The sequence below is a fragment of the Azospirillum sp. BE72 genome (assembly GCF_031455875.1).
Lineage (GTDB): Bacteria > Pseudomonadota > Alphaproteobacteria > Azospirillales > Azospirillaceae > Azospirillum.
Window position 1 is genome coordinate 1,048,173 of record NZ_JAVDTO010000002.1, and the last position, 17,878, is coordinate 1,066,050.

Annotated in this window: 13 protein-coding genes, 4 tRNA genes and 1 CRISPR repeat array; of the genes, 6 read left to right on the forward strand and 11 right to left on the reverse strand. The window is 66.2% G+C overall.

Going from position 1 to position 17,878, the window contains the following annotated elements:
• Positions 1-43 precede the first annotated feature (43 nt).
• The 11 genes from rpoB to J2Y49_RS11100 all read right to left on the reverse strand — a co-directional run bounded on the left by rpoB (position 44) and on the right by J2Y49_RS11100 (position 9,647).
• Entirely contained in the window at positions 44-4,237 is a 4,194-nt protein-coding gene (gene rpoB / locus J2Y49_RS11050) for a DNA-directed RNA polymerase subunit beta (RefSeq protein ID WP_310114898.1), read from the reverse strand.
• A 248-nt stretch (positions 4,238-4,485) separates the two neighbouring features.
• Positions 4,486-4,863 (reverse strand): 50S ribosomal protein L7/L12, encoded by a 378-nt coding sequence (gene rplL / locus J2Y49_RS11055; RefSeq protein WP_014246882.1) that lies wholly within the window; start codon positions 4,861-4,863, stop codon positions 4,486-4,488.
• A 58-nt stretch (positions 4,864-4,921) separates the two neighbouring features.
• The gene (gene rplJ, locus J2Y49_RS11060; protein WP_014246881.1) at positions 4,922-5,446 is read right to left on the reverse strand and encodes a 50S ribosomal protein L10; all 525 of its coding nucleotides are present in this window, start codon (positions 5,444-5,446) and stop codon (positions 4,922-4,924) included.
• A 305-nt stretch (positions 5,447-5,751) separates the two neighbouring features.
• Positions 5,752-6,465, reverse strand: a complete 714-nt coding sequence (rplA, locus tag J2Y49_RS11065) for a 50S ribosomal protein L1 (protein ID WP_149225502.1) — start codon at positions 6,463-6,465, stop codon at positions 5,752-5,754.
• Positions 6,466-6,469: 4 nt separating this feature from the next.
• Positions 6,470-6,904, reverse strand: coding sequence for a 50S ribosomal protein L11 (rplK, locus tag J2Y49_RS11070; protein WP_014246878.1), 435 nt, complete (start codon positions 6,902-6,904; stop codon positions 6,470-6,472).
• A 161-nt stretch (positions 6,905-7,065) separates the two neighbouring features.
• The gene (nusG, locus tag J2Y49_RS11075) at positions 7,066-7,596 is read right to left on the reverse strand and encodes a transcription termination/antitermination protein NusG (RefSeq protein WP_014246877.1); all 531 of its coding nucleotides are present in this window, start codon (positions 7,594-7,596) and stop codon (positions 7,066-7,068) included.
• Positions 7,597-7,599: 3 nt separating this feature from the next.
• Positions 7,600-7,797 carry a preprotein translocase subunit SecE gene (gene secE / locus J2Y49_RS11080; protein WP_014246876.1) on the reverse strand — a complete coding sequence of 66 codons (198 nt, stop codon included), beginning with the start codon at positions 7,795-7,797 and terminating at the stop codon, positions 7,600-7,602.
• An 87-nt stretch (positions 7,798-7,884) separates the two neighbouring features.
• Positions 7,885-7,960: transfer RNA gene (locus J2Y49_RS11085), tRNA-Trp, on the reverse strand.
• 192 nt (positions 7,961-8,152) lie between these two features.
• A complete protein-coding gene (gene tuf / locus J2Y49_RS11090) occupies positions 8,153-9,343 on the reverse strand; it encodes an elongation factor Tu (protein ID WP_014246875.1) in 1,191 nt (396 codons plus the stop codon).
• A gap of 80 nt (positions 9,344-9,423) precedes the next feature.
• Positions 9,424-9,497: transfer RNA gene (locus J2Y49_RS11095), tRNA-Gly, on the reverse strand.
• Between the two features lie 64 nt (positions 9,498-9,561).
• A tRNA-Tyr gene (locus J2Y49_RS11100) sits at positions 9,562-9,647 on the reverse strand.
• Positions 9,648-9,788: 141 nt separating this feature from the next.
• On the opposite strand from J2Y49_RS11100, the gene rlmB reads away from it, so the two are divergent.
• The 6 genes from rlmB to casB all read left to right on the forward strand — a co-directional run bounded on the left by rlmB (position 9,789) and on the right by casB (position 17,869).
• A complete protein-coding gene (gene rlmB / locus J2Y49_RS11105; protein WP_310114899.1) occupies positions 9,789-10,688 on the forward strand; it encodes a 23S rRNA (guanosine(2251)-2'-O)-methyltransferase RlmB in 900 nt (299 codons plus the stop codon).
• 85 nt (positions 10,689-10,773) lie between these two features.
• Positions 10,774-10,849, forward strand: a tRNA-Thr gene (locus J2Y49_RS11110).
• Positions 10,850-11,025: 176 nt separating this feature from the next.
• On the forward strand, positions 11,026-11,376 hold the full coding sequence (locus tag J2Y49_RS11115; RefSeq protein ID WP_310114900.1) for a hypothetical protein: 351 nt from the start codon (positions 11,026-11,028) through the stop codon (positions 11,374-11,376).
• Positions 11,377-12,113: 737 nt separating this feature from the next.
• Positions 12,114-12,569: a CRISPR direct-repeat array (repeat unit 29 nt; unit sequence GGCTCCCCCACGCCCGTGGGGATGGACCC).
• Between the two features lie 118 nt (positions 12,570-12,687).
• Entirely contained in the window at positions 12,688-15,294 is a 2,607-nt protein-coding gene (gene cas3 / locus J2Y49_RS11120) for a CRISPR-associated helicase Cas3' (protein WP_310114984.1), read from the forward strand.
• A gap of 372 nt (positions 15,295-15,666) precedes the next feature.
• Positions 15,667-17,283 (forward strand): hypothetical protein, encoded by a 1,617-nt coding sequence (locus J2Y49_RS11125; protein ID WP_310114901.1) that lies wholly within the window; start codon positions 15,667-15,669, stop codon positions 17,281-17,283.
• Entirely contained in the window at positions 17,252-17,869 is a 618-nt protein-coding gene (casB, locus tag J2Y49_RS11130) for a type I-E CRISPR-associated protein Cse2/CasB (protein ID WP_310114902.1), read from the forward strand. Before J2Y49_RS11125 ends, casB begins: the two co-directional genes overlap by 32 nt.
• Positions 17,870-17,878: the final 9 nt, after the last annotated feature.

Here is a 17,878-nt window from a genome sequence, read left to right on the forward strand (position 1 = left end):
GGCGCATCGGCACCGCTCCGGGGTTTGGTCACGTCAAATCGGCTCAGTAGGACCGCTGGTTCAGTTCGACGTTCAGGCCGAGCGAGCGCAGCTCCTTGACCAGCACGTTGAACGACTCCGGAATGCCGGCCTCGAAGTTGTCGTCGCCGCGGACGATGGCTTCGTAGACCTTGGTGCGGCCGGACACGTCGTCCGACTTCACCGTCAGCATTTCCTGCAGCGTGTAGGCGGCGCCGTAGGCTTCCAGCGCCCAGACCTCCATCTCACCGAAGCGCTGACCGCCGAACTGGGCCTTGCCGCCCAGCGGCTGCTGCGTGACCAGCGAGTAGGGACCGATGGACCGGGCGTGGATCTTGTCGTCCACCAGGTGGTGCAGCTTCAGCATGTAGATGTAGCCGACGGTAACCTTGCGGTCGAAGGTCTCGCCGGTGCGGCCGTCCACCAGCGTCGACTGGCCCGAGCGGTCGAAGCCCGCGCGTTCCAGATGGACGCAGATGTCCTCCTCGCGGGCACCGTCGAAGACCGGCGTCGCGAAGGGCACGCCCTTGCGCAGGTTGCCGCCCAACTCCAGCAGTTCGCCGTCGGTCATGTCGGCGATGTCCTCGTTGTAGGTCACCTCGCCGTACGCCGACTTCAGCGTGCTGCGCAGGGCCTCCAGCTGGGGAGCGCCTTCCGCCTTTTGGCGGATCGCCAGACGGTACTGGTCGACCGCACGGCCGATCTGCTTGCCGAGACCCGAGGCGGCCCACCCGAGGTGAGTTTCCAGGATCTGACCGACGTTCATGCGCGACGGCACGCCCAGCGGGTTCAGCACCAGATCGACGGGCGTGCCGTCCTCCAGGTAGGGCATGTCCTCCTGCGGGATGATGCGCGAGACCACACCCTTGTTGCCGTGACGGCCGGCCATCTTGTCGCCCGGCTGCAGCTTGCGCTTCACCGCGACGAAGACCTTGACCATCTTCATGACGCCCGGCGGCAGCTCGTCACCGCGCTGCAGCTTGTCGACCTTGTTCTCGAAGCGGTCCTGCAGGGCCTTGATCGAGTCGTCGAACACCTTGGCCAGGTTTTCGACGGTCTCCATCACCTGCTCGTCGGCGATGGCGATCTGGCGCCACAGGCCCTTCGACAGGCCGGCCAGCACCTCGTCGGTCAGGACGGTGCCACCCTTCATGCCCTTCGGGCCGGACTGCGCGGTCTGGCCGATCAGCACTTCCTTCAGGCGGGTGTAGAAGCTGCGCTCCAGGATGCCACGCTCGTCGTCGCGGTCCTTGGCCAGCTTCTCGATCTCGGCGCGTTCGATCGCCAGGGCGCGCTCGTCCTTGTCGACGCCGCGGCGGCTGAACACGCGGACCTCGACGATGGTGCCGACCACACCCGGGGGCAGGCGCAGCGAGGTATCGCGGACATCGGAAGCCTTCTCGCCGAAGATGGCGCGCAGCAGCTTCTCTTCCGGCGTCATCGGGCTTTCGCCCTTCGGCGTCACCTTGCCGACCAGGATGTCGCCCGGACGGACCTCGGCGCCGATGTAGACGATGCCGGCCTCGTCGAGGTTCTTCAGAGCTTCCTCACCCACGTTCGGAATGTCGCGGGTGATTTCCTCCTGGCCCAGCTTGGTGTCGCGGGCCATGACCTCGAATTCCTCGATATGGATCGAGGTGAAGACGTCGTCCTTGACGATGCGCTCGTTGATGAGGATCGAGTCCTCGAAGTTGTAGCCGTTCCACGGCATGAACGCGACGAGCACGTTCCGACCGAGCGCCAACTCGCCGAGATCGGTCGACGGGCCGTCGGCCACGATGTCGCCGGCGTTCACCCGGTCGCCCACCTTCACCAGCGGACGCTGGGTGATGCAGGTGTTCTGGTTGGAACGCTGGAACTTCAGCAGGTTGTAGATGTCGACACCCGGCGCCGTGCTGTCCGAGCTGTCGGTGGCACGGACGACGATGCGGGTGGCGTCGACCTGGTCGACGATGCCCGAGCGCTTGGCGACGATGGTCACGCCGCTGTCGCGGGCGACTGTCGCCTCCATGCCCGTGCCGACCAGCGGCGCGTCCGCCTTCACCAGCGGCACCGCCTGACGCTGCATGTTCGAGCCCATCAGCGCGCGGTTGGCGTCGTCGTTCTCCAGGAACGGGATCAGCGCCGCGGCGACGGACACCAGCTGCTTCGGCGAGACGTCGATCAGGTCGATCGCTTCCGGCCGGAACATCAGGTATTCACCGCCCTGGCGGCAGGACACCAGATCGGCGGCGAAGCTGTTGTCGGGGTTGAGCTCGGCGTTCGCCTGGGCGACGACGTAGCGGCCCTCCTCCATCGCCGACAGATAGACCACCTCGTTGGTGACCTTGCCGTCGATGACCTTACGGTAGGGGCTTTCGATGAAGCCGTACTGGTTCACGCGGGCGTAGGTCGCCAGCGAGTTGATCAGACCGATGTTCGGGCCTTCGGGGGTCTCAATCGGGCAGATGCGGCCGTAGTGCGTCGGGTGCACGTCGCGCACCTCGAAGCCGGCGCGCTCGCGGGTCAGACCGCCCGGGCCGAGAGCCGAGAGACGACGCTTGTGCGTGATCTCGGACAGCGGGTTGGTCTGGTCCATGAACTGCGACAGCTGCGACGAACCGAAGAACTCGCGCACGGCGGCGGCGGCCGGCTTGGCGTTGATCAGGTCGTGCGGCATCACCGTGTCGATCTCGACCGAGCTCATGCGCTCGCGGATCGCACGTTCCATGCGCAGCAGGCCGACGCGGTACTGGTTCTCCATCAGCTCGCCGACCGAGCGGACGCGGCGGTTGCCGAGATGGTCGATGTCGTCGATCTCGCCGCGGCCATCCTTCAGGTTCACGAGAACCTTCAGGATCTCCAGGATGTCCTCCTTGCGGAGAACACGCATCTGGTCGTCGGTCTGGAAGTTCAGGCGCGCGTTCATCTTGACGCGGCCAACGGCCGAGAGGTCGTAACGCTCGCTGTCGAAGAACAGGCCGGAGAACAGCGCCTCGGCCGACTCCAAGGTCGGCGGCTCGCCCGGACGCATGACGCGGTAGATGTCGATCAGCGCGTCTTCGCGGCTGGCGTTGCGGTCCGCGTTCATCGTGTTGCGGATGTAGGCGCCGACGTTCAGATGGTCGATCGCCAGCACCGGCAGCTCGTCGACGCCGGTCTTCTCCAGCTTCTCCAGGTCGCTCGCCGACAGCTCGTCACCGGCTTCGAACAGGACTTCGCCCGTGCGTTCGTTGATGATGTCGACGGCGAGGTAGCGGCCGGTCAGCTCCTCGGTGGAGACCTGCTGCTCGGTCAGGCCGGCCTCGACCAGCTTCTTGATGACGCGCGGAGTCATCTTGGTGCCGGCCTCGGCGACGATGGCGCCGGTGGCGGCATCGACGAGGTCGGACGCCAGCTTGACGCCCTTCATGCGCTCGGCGCTGAACGGGGTCTTCCAACCGCCGGCGGAGCGGCTGTAGGTGATGGTGTCGTAGAAGTAGTTGAGGATCTCTTCTTTCGCCATGCCCTGCGCCTCGTAGGGCAGCAGGTCCTTGCGGTTCGCCTTGCGCTCGGCGCGCAGAGCCTCGGTCTCCGCGCTGTCCAGTGCGAACAGCAGCGTGGTGGCCGGCAGCTTGCGGCGGCGGTCGATGCGCACATAGACGAGATCCTTGGCATCGAACTCGAAGTCGAGCCAGGAACCGCGGTATGGGATGACGCGCGCGGCGAACAGATACTTGCCCGACGCGTGGGTCTTGCCCTTGTCATGGTCGAAGAAGACGCCCGGGCTGCGGTGCATCTGGGAGACGATGACGCGCTCGGTGCCGTTGATGATGAAGGTGCCGTTGGCCGTCATCAGGGGCATGTCGCCCATGTAGACGTCCTGCTCCTTGATGTCGCGGATGGACCGGAGGCCGGTATCTTCCTCGACGTCGAACACGGACAGGCGCAGGGTGACCTTCAGCGGGGCGGCGAAGGTCATGCCGCGCTGCTGGCACTCCTCGACGTCGTATTTCGGCTGCTCAAGCTCGTACTTGACGAAATCCAGCACCGCGCGGTCGGAGAAGTCCTTGATCGGGAAGACCGACTTGAAGACTTCCTGCAGGCCCAGGTTCGCCCGCTTTTCCGGGGCGACGTCCATTTGCAGGAAGTGATCGTAGGAGCTGCGCTGCACCTCGATGAGGTTGGGCATCTGGGTGACTTCCGGGATGCGCCCGAAGCTCTTCCGAACACGTTTACGACCCGTAAAGGATTTGGCCATGGATGTCCCCAAACGTCTGTACGTGATGCGCGTTATACCGACCGTTCAACCGACCGCGGGATCAAGCCGACTGGTGTCGACCGGTCCCAAGGGCGCCCGCGCGGGCCATCCCCAAGATGGGGACGGAAAGAGCCGGGCCGGGCGAGCCCGGTCCGGCGGAAGGCAGAAAACGCCGTGCAGCGGCCGGTCCCCTGGGGGACCGGCCGCCGTCCGGCGTGGAACTGTATGATCCGTAACGCAACAAGGTCTTACTTAATATCGACCTTGGCGCCGGCTTCTTCAAGCTGCTTCTTGATCTTGGCGGCCTCGTCCTTCGTGGCGCCTTCCTTGACCGGCTTCGGAGCGCCCTCGACCAGGTCCTTGGCTTCCTTCAGGCCCAGGCCGGTGATCGCACGGACTTCCTTAATCACGTTGATCTTCTTGTCGCCGGCATCGGCGAGGATCACCGTGAACTCGGTCTGCTCTTCGGCCGGAGCGGCAGCGGCAGCGGCCGGGCCGGCAGCGGCGACGGCCACCGGAGCGGCGGCGGAAACGCCCCACTTCTCTTCGAGGAGCTTCGACAGCTCGGCGGCTTCCAGGACGGTCAGGGCCGACAGATCGTCGACGAGCTTCTGCAGATCAGCCATGTTACTACTCCAAACGACTTGAGTTCTGGGGATGGAAAAAACGAGTGACTAGGCCCGGTTAGGCCGCCGCCTCGTCGTCCTTCTTCGCGTAGGCAGCAAGCACGCGGGCGACCTGGCCGCCCGGAGCCTGGAGAACACCGGCGATACGGGTCGCCGGGGTCTGGATCATGCCCACGAGGCGGCCACGCAGTTCGTCCAGCGACGGGAGCGAGGCGAGGGCCTTGACCCCCTCCGCGTCCAGAATCTGGGTGCCGAGGCTGGCGCCGACGATCTTGAGCTTCTCGTTGGTCTTCGCGTAGTCGGCCACCACCTTGGCGGCCGCAACGGGATCCTTCGAGAAGGCGATCGCCGTCGGTCCCTTGAAGAGACCGTCCAGACCTTCGAACTGCGTCCCCTGAAGGGAACGACGGGCGAGCCGGTTCTTCGTCACTTTGAAGCTGGCGCCAGCAGCCCGAACCTTCGCACGCAGGTCGGTGACTTCCTTCACCGTCAGGCCCAGATGGTGGGTGACCACCACCAGGCCCGTGTCCTGGAGCTTCGATTGCAGAGCCGCGATCGTCGCTTCTTTTTGTGTACGATCCACGGATCGCCTCCTTGCACAGAGGTGTACATGGACCCCCTGCCCTTGCGGGCCGGAGGTCCGGCGAACCTGTCCCAGAAGTTCAAGCCGTTCCTGAACCGGTGGCCCGCCTTGACGGGATCCGGAATGGTCAACGGGTTCAACTCCTGTCTGCGCCGGTGAATTTTAAGCCCTCACCTTCCTGAGAAGGGGTGGACACCTGCGGTCTCGGACAGGGGTGGGTGGGCGTTCCGCCGGGGCATGCCCCCTTGGATCATCCACCCGGTCGCCGCCGGCACCCTGGGGCACCGGCGGCGAAAGACGGTCGATTACGCCGCAGCGCCGGCCGGAGCCGACACGCTGGCGAGGTCGAGCTTCAGGCCCGGGCCCATCGTCGACGAGAGCGAGACCTTCAGCAGGTACTGGCCCTTGGCGCCGGTCGGCTTGGCACGGGTGATGGCATCGACGAAGGCGCGGATGTTCTGGACCAGCGCCTCTTCCGAGAAGCTGACCTTGCCGACGCCGGCGTGGATGATGCCGGTCTTCTCCGCACGGAACTCCACCGCGCCGGCCTTGGCGGCCTTGACGGCGCCGGCGACGTCGGGGGTCACGGTGCCCAGCTTCGGGTTCGGCATCAGGCCGCGCGGGCCGAGAACCTTGCCGAGCTTGCCGACCACGCCCATCATGTCGGGCGAGGCGATGCAGCGATCGAAGTTGATATTGCCGGCCAGGATCTGTTCGGCCAGATCGTCGCCGCCGACCACGTCGGCGCCGGCGGCCAGAGCTTCATCGACCTTGGCGCCACGGGCGAACACCGCCACGCGGACGGTCTTGCCGGTGCCGTTCGGCAGGTTCACGACGCCGCGGACCATCTGGTCGGCGTGGCGCGGATCGATGCCGAGGTTCATCGCGATCTCGATGGTCTCGTCGAACTTGGCCTTAGCGGCGCCCTTCACCAGGGTGACGGCCTGTTCCAGCGAGTAGAAGGAGTCGCGGTCGACGTTCTTGTAGGCGTCGGTCAGACGCTTGCCCAGCTTCGCCATAGGATCAGCCCTCCACCACTTCGAGGCCCATCGAGCGGGCGGAACCGGCGATCATCGTCGCGGCGGCGTCGACGTCGTGCGCGTTCAGGTCGACCATCTTCTTCTGGGCGATCTCGCGGATCTGCGAGGTCGTGACCTGGCCGACGAAGCCGCCCTTGCCGGGGGTGGTCGAACCCTTGTCCTTGCCCGAAGCCTTCTTGAGGAAGTAGCTCACCGGCGGGGTCTTGGTCACGAAGGTGAAGGTGCGGTCGCCGTAGGCGGTGATGACCACGGGAATCGGCATGCCGACTTCCAGGTCCGCCGTCTTGGCGTTGAACGCCTTGCAGAACTCCATGATGTTCAGGCCGCGCTGACCCAGCGCCGGGCCGATGGGCGGCGACGGGTTGGCCTTGCCGGCCGGGACCTGCAGCTTGATGTAACCGACGATTTTCTTCGCCATCTCACAACCTCCTGGGACGACGCGTCACGCTCTCGACCGGTTGGCCCGGCGCGGCGTCGCGGGGTTTTGCGGTTCGGCCATGGCGAGCCTCCCGCAACAGAATGGAGCCACCGATGCAAGCACCGGCAGCTCCGACACGAAAACACTTTGGAACCTTGCGCTCAGATCTTTTCGACCTGCGTGTATTCCAACTCGACCGGCGTGGAGCGGCCGAAGATCGAAACCGCCACCTTGAGGCGGGACTTCTCTTCGTCGACTTCCTCGACGACGCCATTGAACGAGGTGAAGGGGCCGTCGCTCACTCGAACCTGCTCGCCCACCTCGAAGGTGATCGAGGGCTTGGGGCGCTCAAAGCCTTCCTGCACCTGATGGATGATCCGCTCGGCCTCGCGCTGGGAAATCGGCTGCGGCTTGCCGCCACCACCCAGGAAGTCCGTGACCTTCGGCGTGTTCTTCACCAGCGACCAGGATTCGTCGGTCAGGTCCATCTTGACGAGGACGTAGCCGGGGAAGAACTTGCGTTCCGTGTTGATCTTGGAACCCCGGCGAACCTCAACGACCTCTTCGGTCGGGACCAGGATTTCCTCGAACTTGTCTTCCAGACCCTTCTGGGCCGCTTTTTCGCGGATGGCCTGGGCGACCTTCTTTTCGAAACCAGAATAGACGTGAACGACGTACCAGCGCGCAGCCATGTCTTAGCCTCCCAGCCCAAGGATCAAGCGAACGGCAACCGCCAGCACCTGATCGACGACGAGGAAGAACAGGGCGGCCAGCACGACCATGACGAAGACCATGGCGGTCGTGATGCCGGTTTCCTTGCGGGTCGGCCAGGTGACCCTGGCTACCTCGCGGCGGACCTCGCGCGCGAATTCTGCGGGATTGACTTTAGCCATCGTGCGAACCGTGCGAGCTCCGAAGCGACTGTGAAGGGCGCCGCTTTTACCCTAACCGTCGTTGAGACGGCCGTTATTGGGACGGGATGGCAGGAGTGGAGGGGCTCGAACCCCCAACCCCCGGTTTTGGAGACCGGTGCTCTACCAATTGAGCTACACTCCTATCTCCGTCCGGCCACACCCTTCGGCGTGGGACGCCGCTTAAAGCATTCTTTCGGCGGCGGTGTCAAGGCCTTTCGACCTGACTTTCGGAATAACTTTTTAGAACGGCTTTGCGGAAGCCCGACCGTACTCTTTACGCAGATAAAACTCCCCCGCCGAGCCGGAGCCCGACGGGGGAGGCAGGCTTATAGCATCACTCGACGATCTTGGCAACGACGCCGGCGCCGACGGTGCGGCCGCCTTCGCGGATGGCGAAGCGCAGGCCTTCGTCCATGGCGATCGGGGCGATCAGGGCCACTTCCATGGCGACGTTGTCACCCGGCATCACCATCTCGACGCCTTCCGGCAGCGAGACCATGCCCGTCACGTCCGTCGTACGGAAGTAGAACTGCGGACGGTAGTTGGTGAAGAACGGGGTGTGACGGCCGCCCTCTTCCTTCGTCAGGATGTAGGCTTCGGCCTTGAACTTGGTGTGCGGGGTGATCGAACCCGGCTTGGCCAGAACCTGACCGCGCTCGACGTCCTCGCGCTTGGTGCCGCGCAGCAGCGCACCGATGTTGTCGCCCGCCTCGCCCGAGTCGAGCAGCTTGCGGAACATCTCGACGCCGGTCACCGTCGTCTTCACCGTCGCCTTCAGGCCGACGATCTCGACTTCGTCACCAACCTTCACGATGCCGCGCTCGACGCGGCCGGTCACCACGGTGCCGCGGCCCGAGATCGAGAACACGTCTTCGATCGGCATCAGGAACGGACGGTCCTTCGGACGCTCCGGCTGCGGGATGTACTCGTCGACCGTCTTCATCAGCGCCAGAACGGCGTCGCGGCCGATCTCCGGCTGACGGTCTTCCAGGGCGCACAGAGCCGAACCCTTGGTGATCGGAATGTCGTCGCCCGGGAACTGGTAGGAGGACAGCAGCTCGCGAACTTCCAGCTCGACCAGCTCCAGCAGCTCCGGATCGTCGACCATGTCGACCTTGTTCATGAACACGACCAGCGCCGGAACGCCGACCTGGCGCGCCAGCAGGATGTGCTCGCGGGTCTGCGGCATCGGGCCGTCGGCGGCCGACACGACCAGGATCGCGCCGTCCATCTGGGCGGCGCCCGTGATCATGTTCTTCACGTAGTCGGCGTGGCCCGGGCAGTCGACGTGCGCGTAGTGGCGGTTGGTCGTCTCGTACTCCACGTGGGCGGTCGAGATCGTGATGCCGCGCGCCTTCTCTTCCGGCGCCTTGTCGATCTGGTCGTAAGCGGTGAAGGTGGCGCCGCCGGACTCCGCCAGCACCTTCGTGATCGCCGCCGTCAGCGACGTCTTGCCGTGGTCGACGTGGCCGATCGTGCCAACGTTGCAGTGCGGCTTGTTCCGCTCAAACTTTGCCTTCGCCATCGCTTTGGTCTTTCGTTCCCGACGTTCCGGACGCACACAATGGCCCGGCCGAGATCGGTTTTCCGTGGCGCACGCGGGATTGGAGCGGGTGAGGGGAATCGAACCCCCGTCGTAAGCTTGGAAGGCTTCTGCTCTACCATTGAGCTACACCCGCCTAAGCATCCCGCCGGCGCGACCGTCCGGGGCAAACGCGATCACGGACAAGCCGTGGAAAGTAGTGGTGGAAGGGGCTGGATTCGAACCAGCGTACGCGTACGCGGGCAGATTTACAGTCTGCTGCCTTTAACCACTCGGCCACCCTTCCAATCCGCAGCCTGGCAGTGCCCGCCGCGGAGTTCGGCAATATGCGAATTTTTCAGACCTTGTCAACACGGGTTAAGCGGTTCACACCAGAAAAAATTCGGCCGCTGTTTCCGGCGGCCCCCTCCCCTCCTTCGTGGGTACCATGACGCGCTCAAAACATCCGGGTTCCGGCCGCCAATCCGACAAGCATTCCGTCCACGCCGCGGGTGGCCCGCGGGCAACCGCTCCGCGGCAGGAGCAGGCGGACGAGGGTGCGCGCACCCGCCGCGGCGGTCCGAAGGGCAACCGCCCGCCACCGGCGCGCGGGGTCCTTCTCTATGGCCAGCATCCGGTCGCCGCGGCCTGGACCAACCCCGAGCGGCGCATCCACCGGCTGCTGGCCACAGAATCCGGCCGGGCGGCGCTGGAGCCCGCCTTCGCCGCCGCGCGCGCTCAGGGGCTGCAACGGCCCGAGGCGTCGATCGTCGATCGGACGGAGTTGGACCGCATGCTGCCGGCCGGCGCCGTCCACCAGGGCATGGTGATCGACACCTCCCCCCTGCCGGAGTTGGGAATCGAGGATCTCTGCAACGAATTGGCGGATGAGCCCTCGGCGGTGATCGTCGCGCTTGATCAGGTGACCGACCCGCACAATGTCGGCGCCATCCTGCGCTCCGCCGCCGCCTTCGGAGCCCGCGCGGTGGTGGTGACCGAACGTCACGCGCCGGAGACCACCGGCGTACTGGCGAAGAGCGCGTCGGGCGCCCTGGAGGCGGTGCCGCTGGTGCGCGTTACCAACCTGGCCCGCGCACTGACCGATCTGCAGCAGAACGGCTTCTGGGCGGTGGGGCTCGCCGAGTCGGGTGGCTCGACGCTGGCGAAGCTGGATATGACCGGCAAGACGGTGCTGGTGATGGGGGCGGAGGGCAGCGGTCTGCGCCGCCTGACCATGGATCGCTGCGACACCATAGCCCGGCTGCCCACGGGCGGCCCTGTCGGCAGCCTGAACGTATCCAACGCCGCCGCCGTCGCCCTCTACGAGGTCGCCCGCCTGCGCGAGTGACCGGGGTCACGATCGCCGTCATGGGCAAGTGCTTGTTTACGCGGATAAGGGACGCTAAGGTGTGCGTCCCGCAAGCGTCGGGTGCGCCGGATTAGCTCAGCTGGTAGAGCAGCTGATTTGTAATCAGAAGGTCACGGGTTCGATTCCTGTATCCGGCACCAGTTTCCGATTGAATATCAGGCACTTACGACAAGGCCCCGGGCTATCTGCCGGGGCCTGTGCTTTTGTGTCCGCACTGTGTCCGGGTTTCGGACATGGCGTGTCCGCGCCATTGTGCTGCACTCGGCCACGACCGGCGGTATCATCCGGCTCCTTGTGATTCGGATGGGGCCGCAGGATGGTCGATCCATCGGGCGGATGGGCCAAAGCGGTGAAAGCTTCTGCCGAGTTCGGCGGAAAGGTCGTGGACGCGGCCCGCGACCTGGGGAGCTTCATCGCCGGGCCGGCGGCTGAAGTCGTCGGGATGGTGGAGGACCAGCTCAAGGTCGCGCGCTACGAGCGCCGGCTTCGGCTGATGGCTCGCGTCGATGCGCTCATGAAGGAGCGGGGCATGTCCGGGCCAACCCGCCAGCTTCCTTTGGCGGTTGCCTGCGTCGACCGCAGCGATGGTGCCCACCGGCCATCAAAGGGGGTGCGCTGGCCGCTATCCGGCGCCTTGGGCTTGGCCCGGTGCCGGCCGGCGCGGTGATCGGCCTCGCAGGTTCGAAATGTTATAACGCAACAAATCCCAAGAACGGACTCCTTCTGAGACGGTGCGGCGATCAGCGAAACACCGCGGAAATTCTGGGCAGGGCCGGTCGACTTCGGCCGGCCCTTTTGGGACGGTTGCTCAACACAGGAGGGGTGGCATGATAGGGCACACTCCTCAAAAGGCACCCCGCATGCTCACATTCCTCCGACGCTGGCTGGACGCACGGTCCGACCCCGGCCCCCTTCCCTGCGGGACGCCCTTCCTCATGGAGGCGCAGCGGGCGCTGCTGGCCCGGACGCCGCTCCCCCGGCCACCATCGGAACGGACAGATTCGGTCGGCGGGTCCCATCCCGCCGACCGGGACTCCTGCCCCCACGGGGCTATCGAGTTGGATGGGACGCATACCCGGTAGCGGGCCCCATCTCTGTAGCTAATTCTCAAGACATGCTGACATCTTTTGACAGCATCAGGTCGCTCACTCGACCCTCTGGCCTAATGGGTCCGCGTTGCTGATGCGGCGCTTAACCTTCATCCCCCACAAACATGTGAAATCCCTCAAGGTTCTGCTGCACCAGGGGATGACATAAGGTTGGTGGCCTACCAGCCCGCCATCATTTTGGAATGACATAGCGCGTCAACGACGCCATCATACACGCGCAGCGCGACAAATATAGCGCCCAGCACACGCGTGAATCTTGCACATAGTGAATGCTGTCAATAACTTGATGATTAGAGGCTCCCCCACGCCCGTGGGGATGGACCCTTCGTCGCAACAGGGGGAGTTGCGTCCTAAGAGGCTCCCCCACGCCCGTGGGGATGGACCCGATGCGGCGGACCTTCGTTCCCGGCCTGATCGGGCTCCCCCACGCCCGTGGGGATGGACCCTCGCGGCATGTGACCTTGCCCGCCTGTTCGCAGGCTCCCCCACGCCCGTGGGGATGGACCCACGCGCTGGGCACGCTGGACCCCTCACCACCGGGCTCCCCCACGCCCGTGGGGATGGACCCCGGACGACATCGCCCTGCCGCTGATTGCCGCCGGCTCCCCCACGCCCGTGGGGATGGACCCGAGAGCATGTACAGCGTGGCGGCCAACGGCGGGGCTCCCCCACGCCCGTGGGGATGGACCCATGCCGCCGGAGCCGACGCCGTTTGAGCGCGCGGCTCCCCCACGCCCGTGGGGATGGACCCATACTCACCGACAACGAGGGCGATACACAGGCGCTCTCCCCCACGCCTGTGGGCAACCACCCGCTACAGCCAAGAGTCTCAAAACACCTCATGTTCATTCGGAGATCACATGACCAACATGTTTCCTGTGCCTCGCCCTTGGGGAAAGCTGCGGCGGGCGGAAGACGGAGGTGTCTTGTCGTCGCTGGGACTGGCCGATCATTGCGCCGATGTCGGCGCTGTTTTTCTCGCCTTGCTGGAGGTCCCCAACATCCGGCGGGGGCTGGCGCGGCTCGGCAATATGGAGACACTGGACGATGCCCAGGTGGCGCGACTGTGCGTACTGGCCGCCCTTCACGACCTGGGCAAGGTCAACCACGGTTTCCAGAACAAGGCGCTGCCGAAGGGGACCGCCGCGGTCGAGGGGCATATCGCCTGCGTGATTGGCGCGCTGCATGACAGGATCATCCAGGGGGCTTTAGCCAATCTGTATGACGTCATGGACGGTTGGTGCGAAAACGACGGCAACAACGATACGCTCCTCGCCATCCTGTCGCATCACGGCGGACCGCCGGAGACCTCGCCGTCGGTGGCAAGGGGAAATCCGAAGCTCTGGCAGCCGGCCGGCGGCTATGCGCCGCTGGCGGCGCTGACGGAACTGGTGCGGGCGACACTCGGCTGGTTTCCGCAGCACCGCGAGACCTGCCAGCCGCTTCCCGCCAAACATCCGTTCTGGCACGGCTTCGCCGGCCTGGTGGCTCTGGCCGACCGGCTCGGCTCCGACGAGCGTGTTTTCACCTATCCCGAAGGACCGGGGCCGGACGAATCGCGGATCGCTTTCGCGCTACGGACTGCCCGGCGGATCGTCGGCGACCGCTTTTTGCGGCCTGAGCGATCCAGGGCGGCAGCGGAGGCGCTGGACTGGTCGTTCGCGGCGCTGTTCCCGTCCTTCTCCGCTCCGCAATTCGCCCAGGCGGCGGTCTTGTCGGCTGCGCTGCCGACCCGGGCAGGTTCTCTGGCGATCCTGGAGGCGGAAACCGGATCGGGCAAGACGGAGGCGGCCCTGCTGCATTTCCTGCGGCTGTTCCGGGCGGGGATGGTCGACGGGATGTATTTCGCCCTGCCGACCCGTGTCTCCGCGGTACAGATCAGGGAACGCATCCGGAAGGCTTTGGATCGACTGCTTGGGACACAGGCGCCGCCGGTGGTCCTGGCCGTGCCCGGCTATCTGCGGGTGGACGACGTCGACGGAACCGCCCTGCCCGGCTTCAAGGTGACGTGGCCGGATGACGAGGCTGGGACGATGCGCGACCGCGGTTGGGCGGCGGAGCATCCCAGCCGCTATCTGGCCGGCGCGGTGGTGGTCGGCACCATCGACCAGGTGTTGCTCGCGGGGTTGGACGTGAAGGACTGCCGCCTGCGCGCCGCTTCGCTGATGCGCAGCCTGCTGGTGGTGGACGAGGTCCATGCGTCCGACGCCTACATGATCCGGCTGCTGGAGAACGTGCTGCGGTTCCGTGCCGCCGCCGGCGCCCACACGCTGCTGATGTCGGCCACCTTGGGGGAGGACGCAAGGGCGCGGCTGGCGGCAAGCACGGGGCCGCGGTCCTGGACCTCGCCTGTGGCGGTCCCCGACGTTGCGCTTCACAAGCCCTACCCGATGCTGAGCGGCCTGCCGGTCGAAGACGCCGACACACTGCCGAAGCCGCGCCGCAGGTGCGTTTCGGTGGAGCTGATGGCGGATACCGCCGACCTCGCAGCGATCGCGCGGCTGGCACTGTCGGCCGCGGGCCGCGGCGCCCGGGTGTTGATCATCGTCAACACCGTCAATCGGGCAATGGCCGTTCAGCAGGCGTTGGAGGAGGAGCTTGGCGGCAGCCCGCTTCTCTTCACCGTCAACCACCAACGCTGTCCCCACCATGCCCGCTATGCCGCCGAAGACCGCCGCCTGCTCGACCGGGCGGTCGAAGAGCGGTTCGGGAGCGGCGCCACCACGCCGGTGGTGCTGGTCGCCACCCAGACGGTGGAGCAAAGCCTGGACATCGACGCCGACCTGCTGATCACCGACCTGTGCCCGGCCGACGTGCTGCTGCAACGGCTGGGACGGCTACACCGCCACCCGCAGCGGGCCCGGCCGGCCGGCTTCGAAGAGCCGCGGGCCATCGTCCTGGCCCCAACCGTAGCGGAGTTGGGGGAGGCGCTGGACCGGCCGGGCCGATTCGGCATGGGGTTCGGCAAGGTCTACGACAGCTTGACCGCACTCGCCGCCACTCGCATCACGCTGGAAGCCCGTCCTCACCTGACCGTCCCCGACGACAACCGGATGCTGGTGGAGGCGGCGACCCATCCGGAGTTGCTTGGCGAACTGGCCGACCGCCTCGGCGGAGACTGGCCGAAGGCGCATCAGGGCTCGACCGGCGACGCCCAGGTCAAACGGACGCTGGCGGCCAATCACATCATCAGTTGGACCAAGCCGTTGCGGGCGATGCCGAAAGCTCTGGGGGAAGAGGCAGCAACCCGACTCGGCCTGCGCGATGCGCTCATCCGCCTGCCGGAAGCGACGATGGGGCCATTCGGCGGAGCCGTATCGACGATCAAGCTGCCCGGCTGGATGCTGCCCAACGATTGGATCGGCTCTGAGATCCAGGAACTGGCCAGCTCGGCGCCGGGGGAAGTGACCTTCCGATTCGCCGGTGTGGGGTTCGTCTATGATCGGCTGGGGTTGCGGGTGGTTGCAACCGGCTGAGTATAAGGCGAGATTGAACGTGCCTGAATCCGGGCATCCGCTCTCCCCGAAAGTTTCGGGATGGACCCCGTGTAGGTAGCGCAAGCCTCACGACCCTAGACGCTCCCTCGTGCCCACGAGGCCAACCGCCCCTAAGATGCAGAGGCAGATCGCAACCGCTCCCTTTCAGCAGTCATGGCTCAATGGAAACCGTGTAGGTAGAGCAAGTGCACGCGATTTTCCCTTGAATTGGAGATATTGCCAGCTTAGCCTCGGCATTAAGATTGCCTGACGCTAATGAAACCAAACCGATGCCCGCAACAGCCTGCGAGCATCCATAAGCTGCATACAAACAAACCCATCACGTCACAGCCGCCCGCAAGAGGTCCGGCCATGCCCAGCTATTGCCTGTTGACCGAGCCGCTGTTGCCGGCGGCCGGAATGGATGGTCCTGTCTTCCACACGCTGCCCGGCCTGCTCGCCGAATTGTGCGTCGACCGGGTGGAGGACATTGGCGATCTCGCCGCCCATCAGCAGCAACCTTTCTATCAGTTCCTGGTCCAGCTCGCCGTGCTCGCCCTGGTCCATGCCGATCCGGACCCCGACGCCGATCCGCCGGACGACGAGGACACATGGCGCGTCCTGCTGTCGGCATTGGCCCCGGATGAGGCCTGGTCGCTGGTCGTCGCCGGCGCGGCGGCTCCCGCCTTCCTGCAACCGCCGGCGCCGGAGGGATCGTTCGACCGCTTCACCCCGCTGGCCGACACCGCTGACGGGATCGACACCCTGGTCGCCGGCCGGGCGTTCTCCCTCAAACCGGCACGGGTAGTAAGTGCAAAGCCGCATCATTGGATCTATGCGCTGATCTCGTTGCAGACCGGAATGGGATATCTCGGACGAGGGGGATACGGCATCGCGCGGATGAACGGCGGACACTCCAGCCGACCGATGATGGAGCTCGCGCCGGTGTCGATGCGCTGGGGCGCCCGCCTCCGCCGGTCGCTGCGGGTTCTGCTGCGCGACCGCGCCCGCATCTTCGACGAGGGGGATTTCGAAGGCGTCTATACCCCCGGCGGTGCAGCGCTGCTGTGGCTGGAGCCATGGGACGGCAAGACCAGCCGCCCCTTGAGCGGCCTGGAACCCCACTTCATCGAGATCTGCCGGCGGGTGCGGCTGGTCGAGCGGGACGGCCGCATCGTGGCGCTCGGCCGCCCCACCGACGCTGCCCGCCTGGATGCCAAGAACCGGATGGGCAACCTCGGCGATCCATGGACGCCCATCGACCGTGAGGCCGGCAAGGCGGTCACCTTCCAAAGCGGAGCTTTCGACTACCGCCGGCTGACCAGACTGCTGACGAACGGCAGCGGCATCGCGCTTCCGACCGCCATGGCGCCGCTGCCGGGCGACGATCCGCGCATGGTTCTGCATGCCACCGTGGTGGTCCGCGGCCAGGGCAAGACCGAAGGGCTGGAGCGCCGGGTCATTCCACTGTCCACACAGACCGCCGCGCTGTTCCAGCGCCATCGCACCTCGCCGGTGGAGCGCCTCAACACGCTGTCCGCCCGAATGATCGGCGACGCGGCGCGCGCGCAGGCTGCGCTGGGACTTGGCTTGGCGCTGGCGCTGGAATACCGCCGCAACGGTGCCGAGGCGAAGCTGTCCACCGACGACAAGCGCATCATCCCGGCGCGCGAGGCGCTGGATCGGCAGATCGACGGGTTCTTCTTCCATCACCTGTGGAGGCAGCTGGAAGCGGAAGTGACCTCGGCGGAGAGCGGGGATCTGCGCGTCGCATGGCATCGCGCCCTGCGCGGGGCGGCAATTGCCCTCTTCCACCGTGAACTGGATCGCCTGCCGGAGGATGCGGCGCGCGTCGGCCCCGCGCGGGCGGCGGCGATGAACCTCTTCCACGCCATGCTGAACGAACATCTGCCGCTGCCTGCCCAGCCTGGCGATGAGTCCGAAAAGGAGACGGACGATGACGACCACCCAACCGATGCCGCCGCCTGACACTGCGGTGGACGGCAAAGCGCCACCGACGGCGCCAACTATGGCCGAGGCGCTGGCCGCACTGGCCCGCCGCTTCGCCGACCCGGACGACCACGGCAAGTGCTTCGACAGCGGCCTCGTCGCCCGGCTGCGCCGCCTGCCGGCCGGTACACCCGCTGGCGTAGACGTCTGGCGGGCGCTCTACGACGGGCTGGGTGCAGACCGGGCGGACGCGCTCCTGTCCGGACGGTCTGCCGACCGGGTGGGGGCGGGGTGGGCGCTGGTCCTGCACGGCATGGCGCTGATGGCGCCGGGCCCGCACCGGCAGGGCCGTCGCGCCGGCGAAGCGCTGGCGGAGGCGGGCTTTTCCGAAACCCGGTTGACCCAGCTGCTGCGCGCCGATGCGGACGGCTTCCCCGACCATTTCGCCACCGCCTGCCGCTTCCTGCGGGCCAAGGGGGAGGAGGTGGATTGGACCGAGTTCGGCCAGCTCGCCCTCAAGCGCCTCGGCCTGTCGCCGGGCTACGAGGCGGCGGCCGACCGCATCGCCCGCGATTACGTCCGCATTCTTCACCGCGCCGCCAAGCAGCCCGAAGCCGGCGCCTGACCATTCTTG

Coding starts and splice junctions, on each gene's coding strand:
- rplL (WP_014246882.1), bottom strand. CDS start 4,863: ATGGCTGATCTGCAGAAGCTCGTCGACGATCTGTCGGCCCTGACCGTC.
- secE (WP_014246876.1), bottom strand. CDS start 7,797: ATGGCTAAAGTCAATCCCGCAGAATTCGCGCGCGAGGTCCGCCGCGAG.
- rpoB (WP_310114898.1), bottom strand. CDS start 4,237: ATGGCCAAATCCTTTACGGGTCGTAAACGTGTTCGGAAGAGCTTCGGG.
- J2Y49_RS11125 (WP_310114901.1), top strand. CDS start 15,667: ATGCCCAGCTATTGCCTGTTGACCGAGCCGCTGTTGCCGGCGGCCGGA.
- rlmB (WP_310114899.1), top strand. CDS start 9,789: ATGACGCGCTCAAAACATCCGGGTTCCGGCCGCCAATCCGACAAGCAT.
- cas3 (WP_310114984.1), top strand. CDS start 12,688: ATGTTTCCTGTGCCTCGCCCTTGGGGAAAGCTGCGGCGGGCGGAAGAC.
- nusG (WP_014246877.1), bottom strand. CDS start 7,596: ATGGCTGCGCGCTGGTACGTCGTTCACGTCTATTCTGGTTTCGAAAAG.
- tuf (WP_014246875.1), bottom strand. CDS start 9,343: ATGGCGAAGGCAAAGTTTGAGCGGAACAAGCCGCACTGCAACGTTGGC.
- rplK (WP_014246878.1), bottom strand. CDS start 6,904: ATGGCGAAGAAAATCGTCGGTTACATCAAGCTGCAGGTCCCGGCCGGC.
- rplA (WP_149225502.1), bottom strand. CDS start 6,465: ATGGCGAAGCTGGGCAAGCGTCTGACCGACGCCTACAAGAACGTCGAC.
- J2Y49_RS11115 (WP_310114900.1), top strand. CDS start 11,026: ATGGTCGATCCATCGGGCGGATGGGCCAAAGCGGTGAAAGCTTCTGCC.
- casB (WP_310114902.1), top strand. CDS start 17,252: ATGACGACCACCCAACCGATGCCGCCGCCTGACACTGCGGTGGACGGC.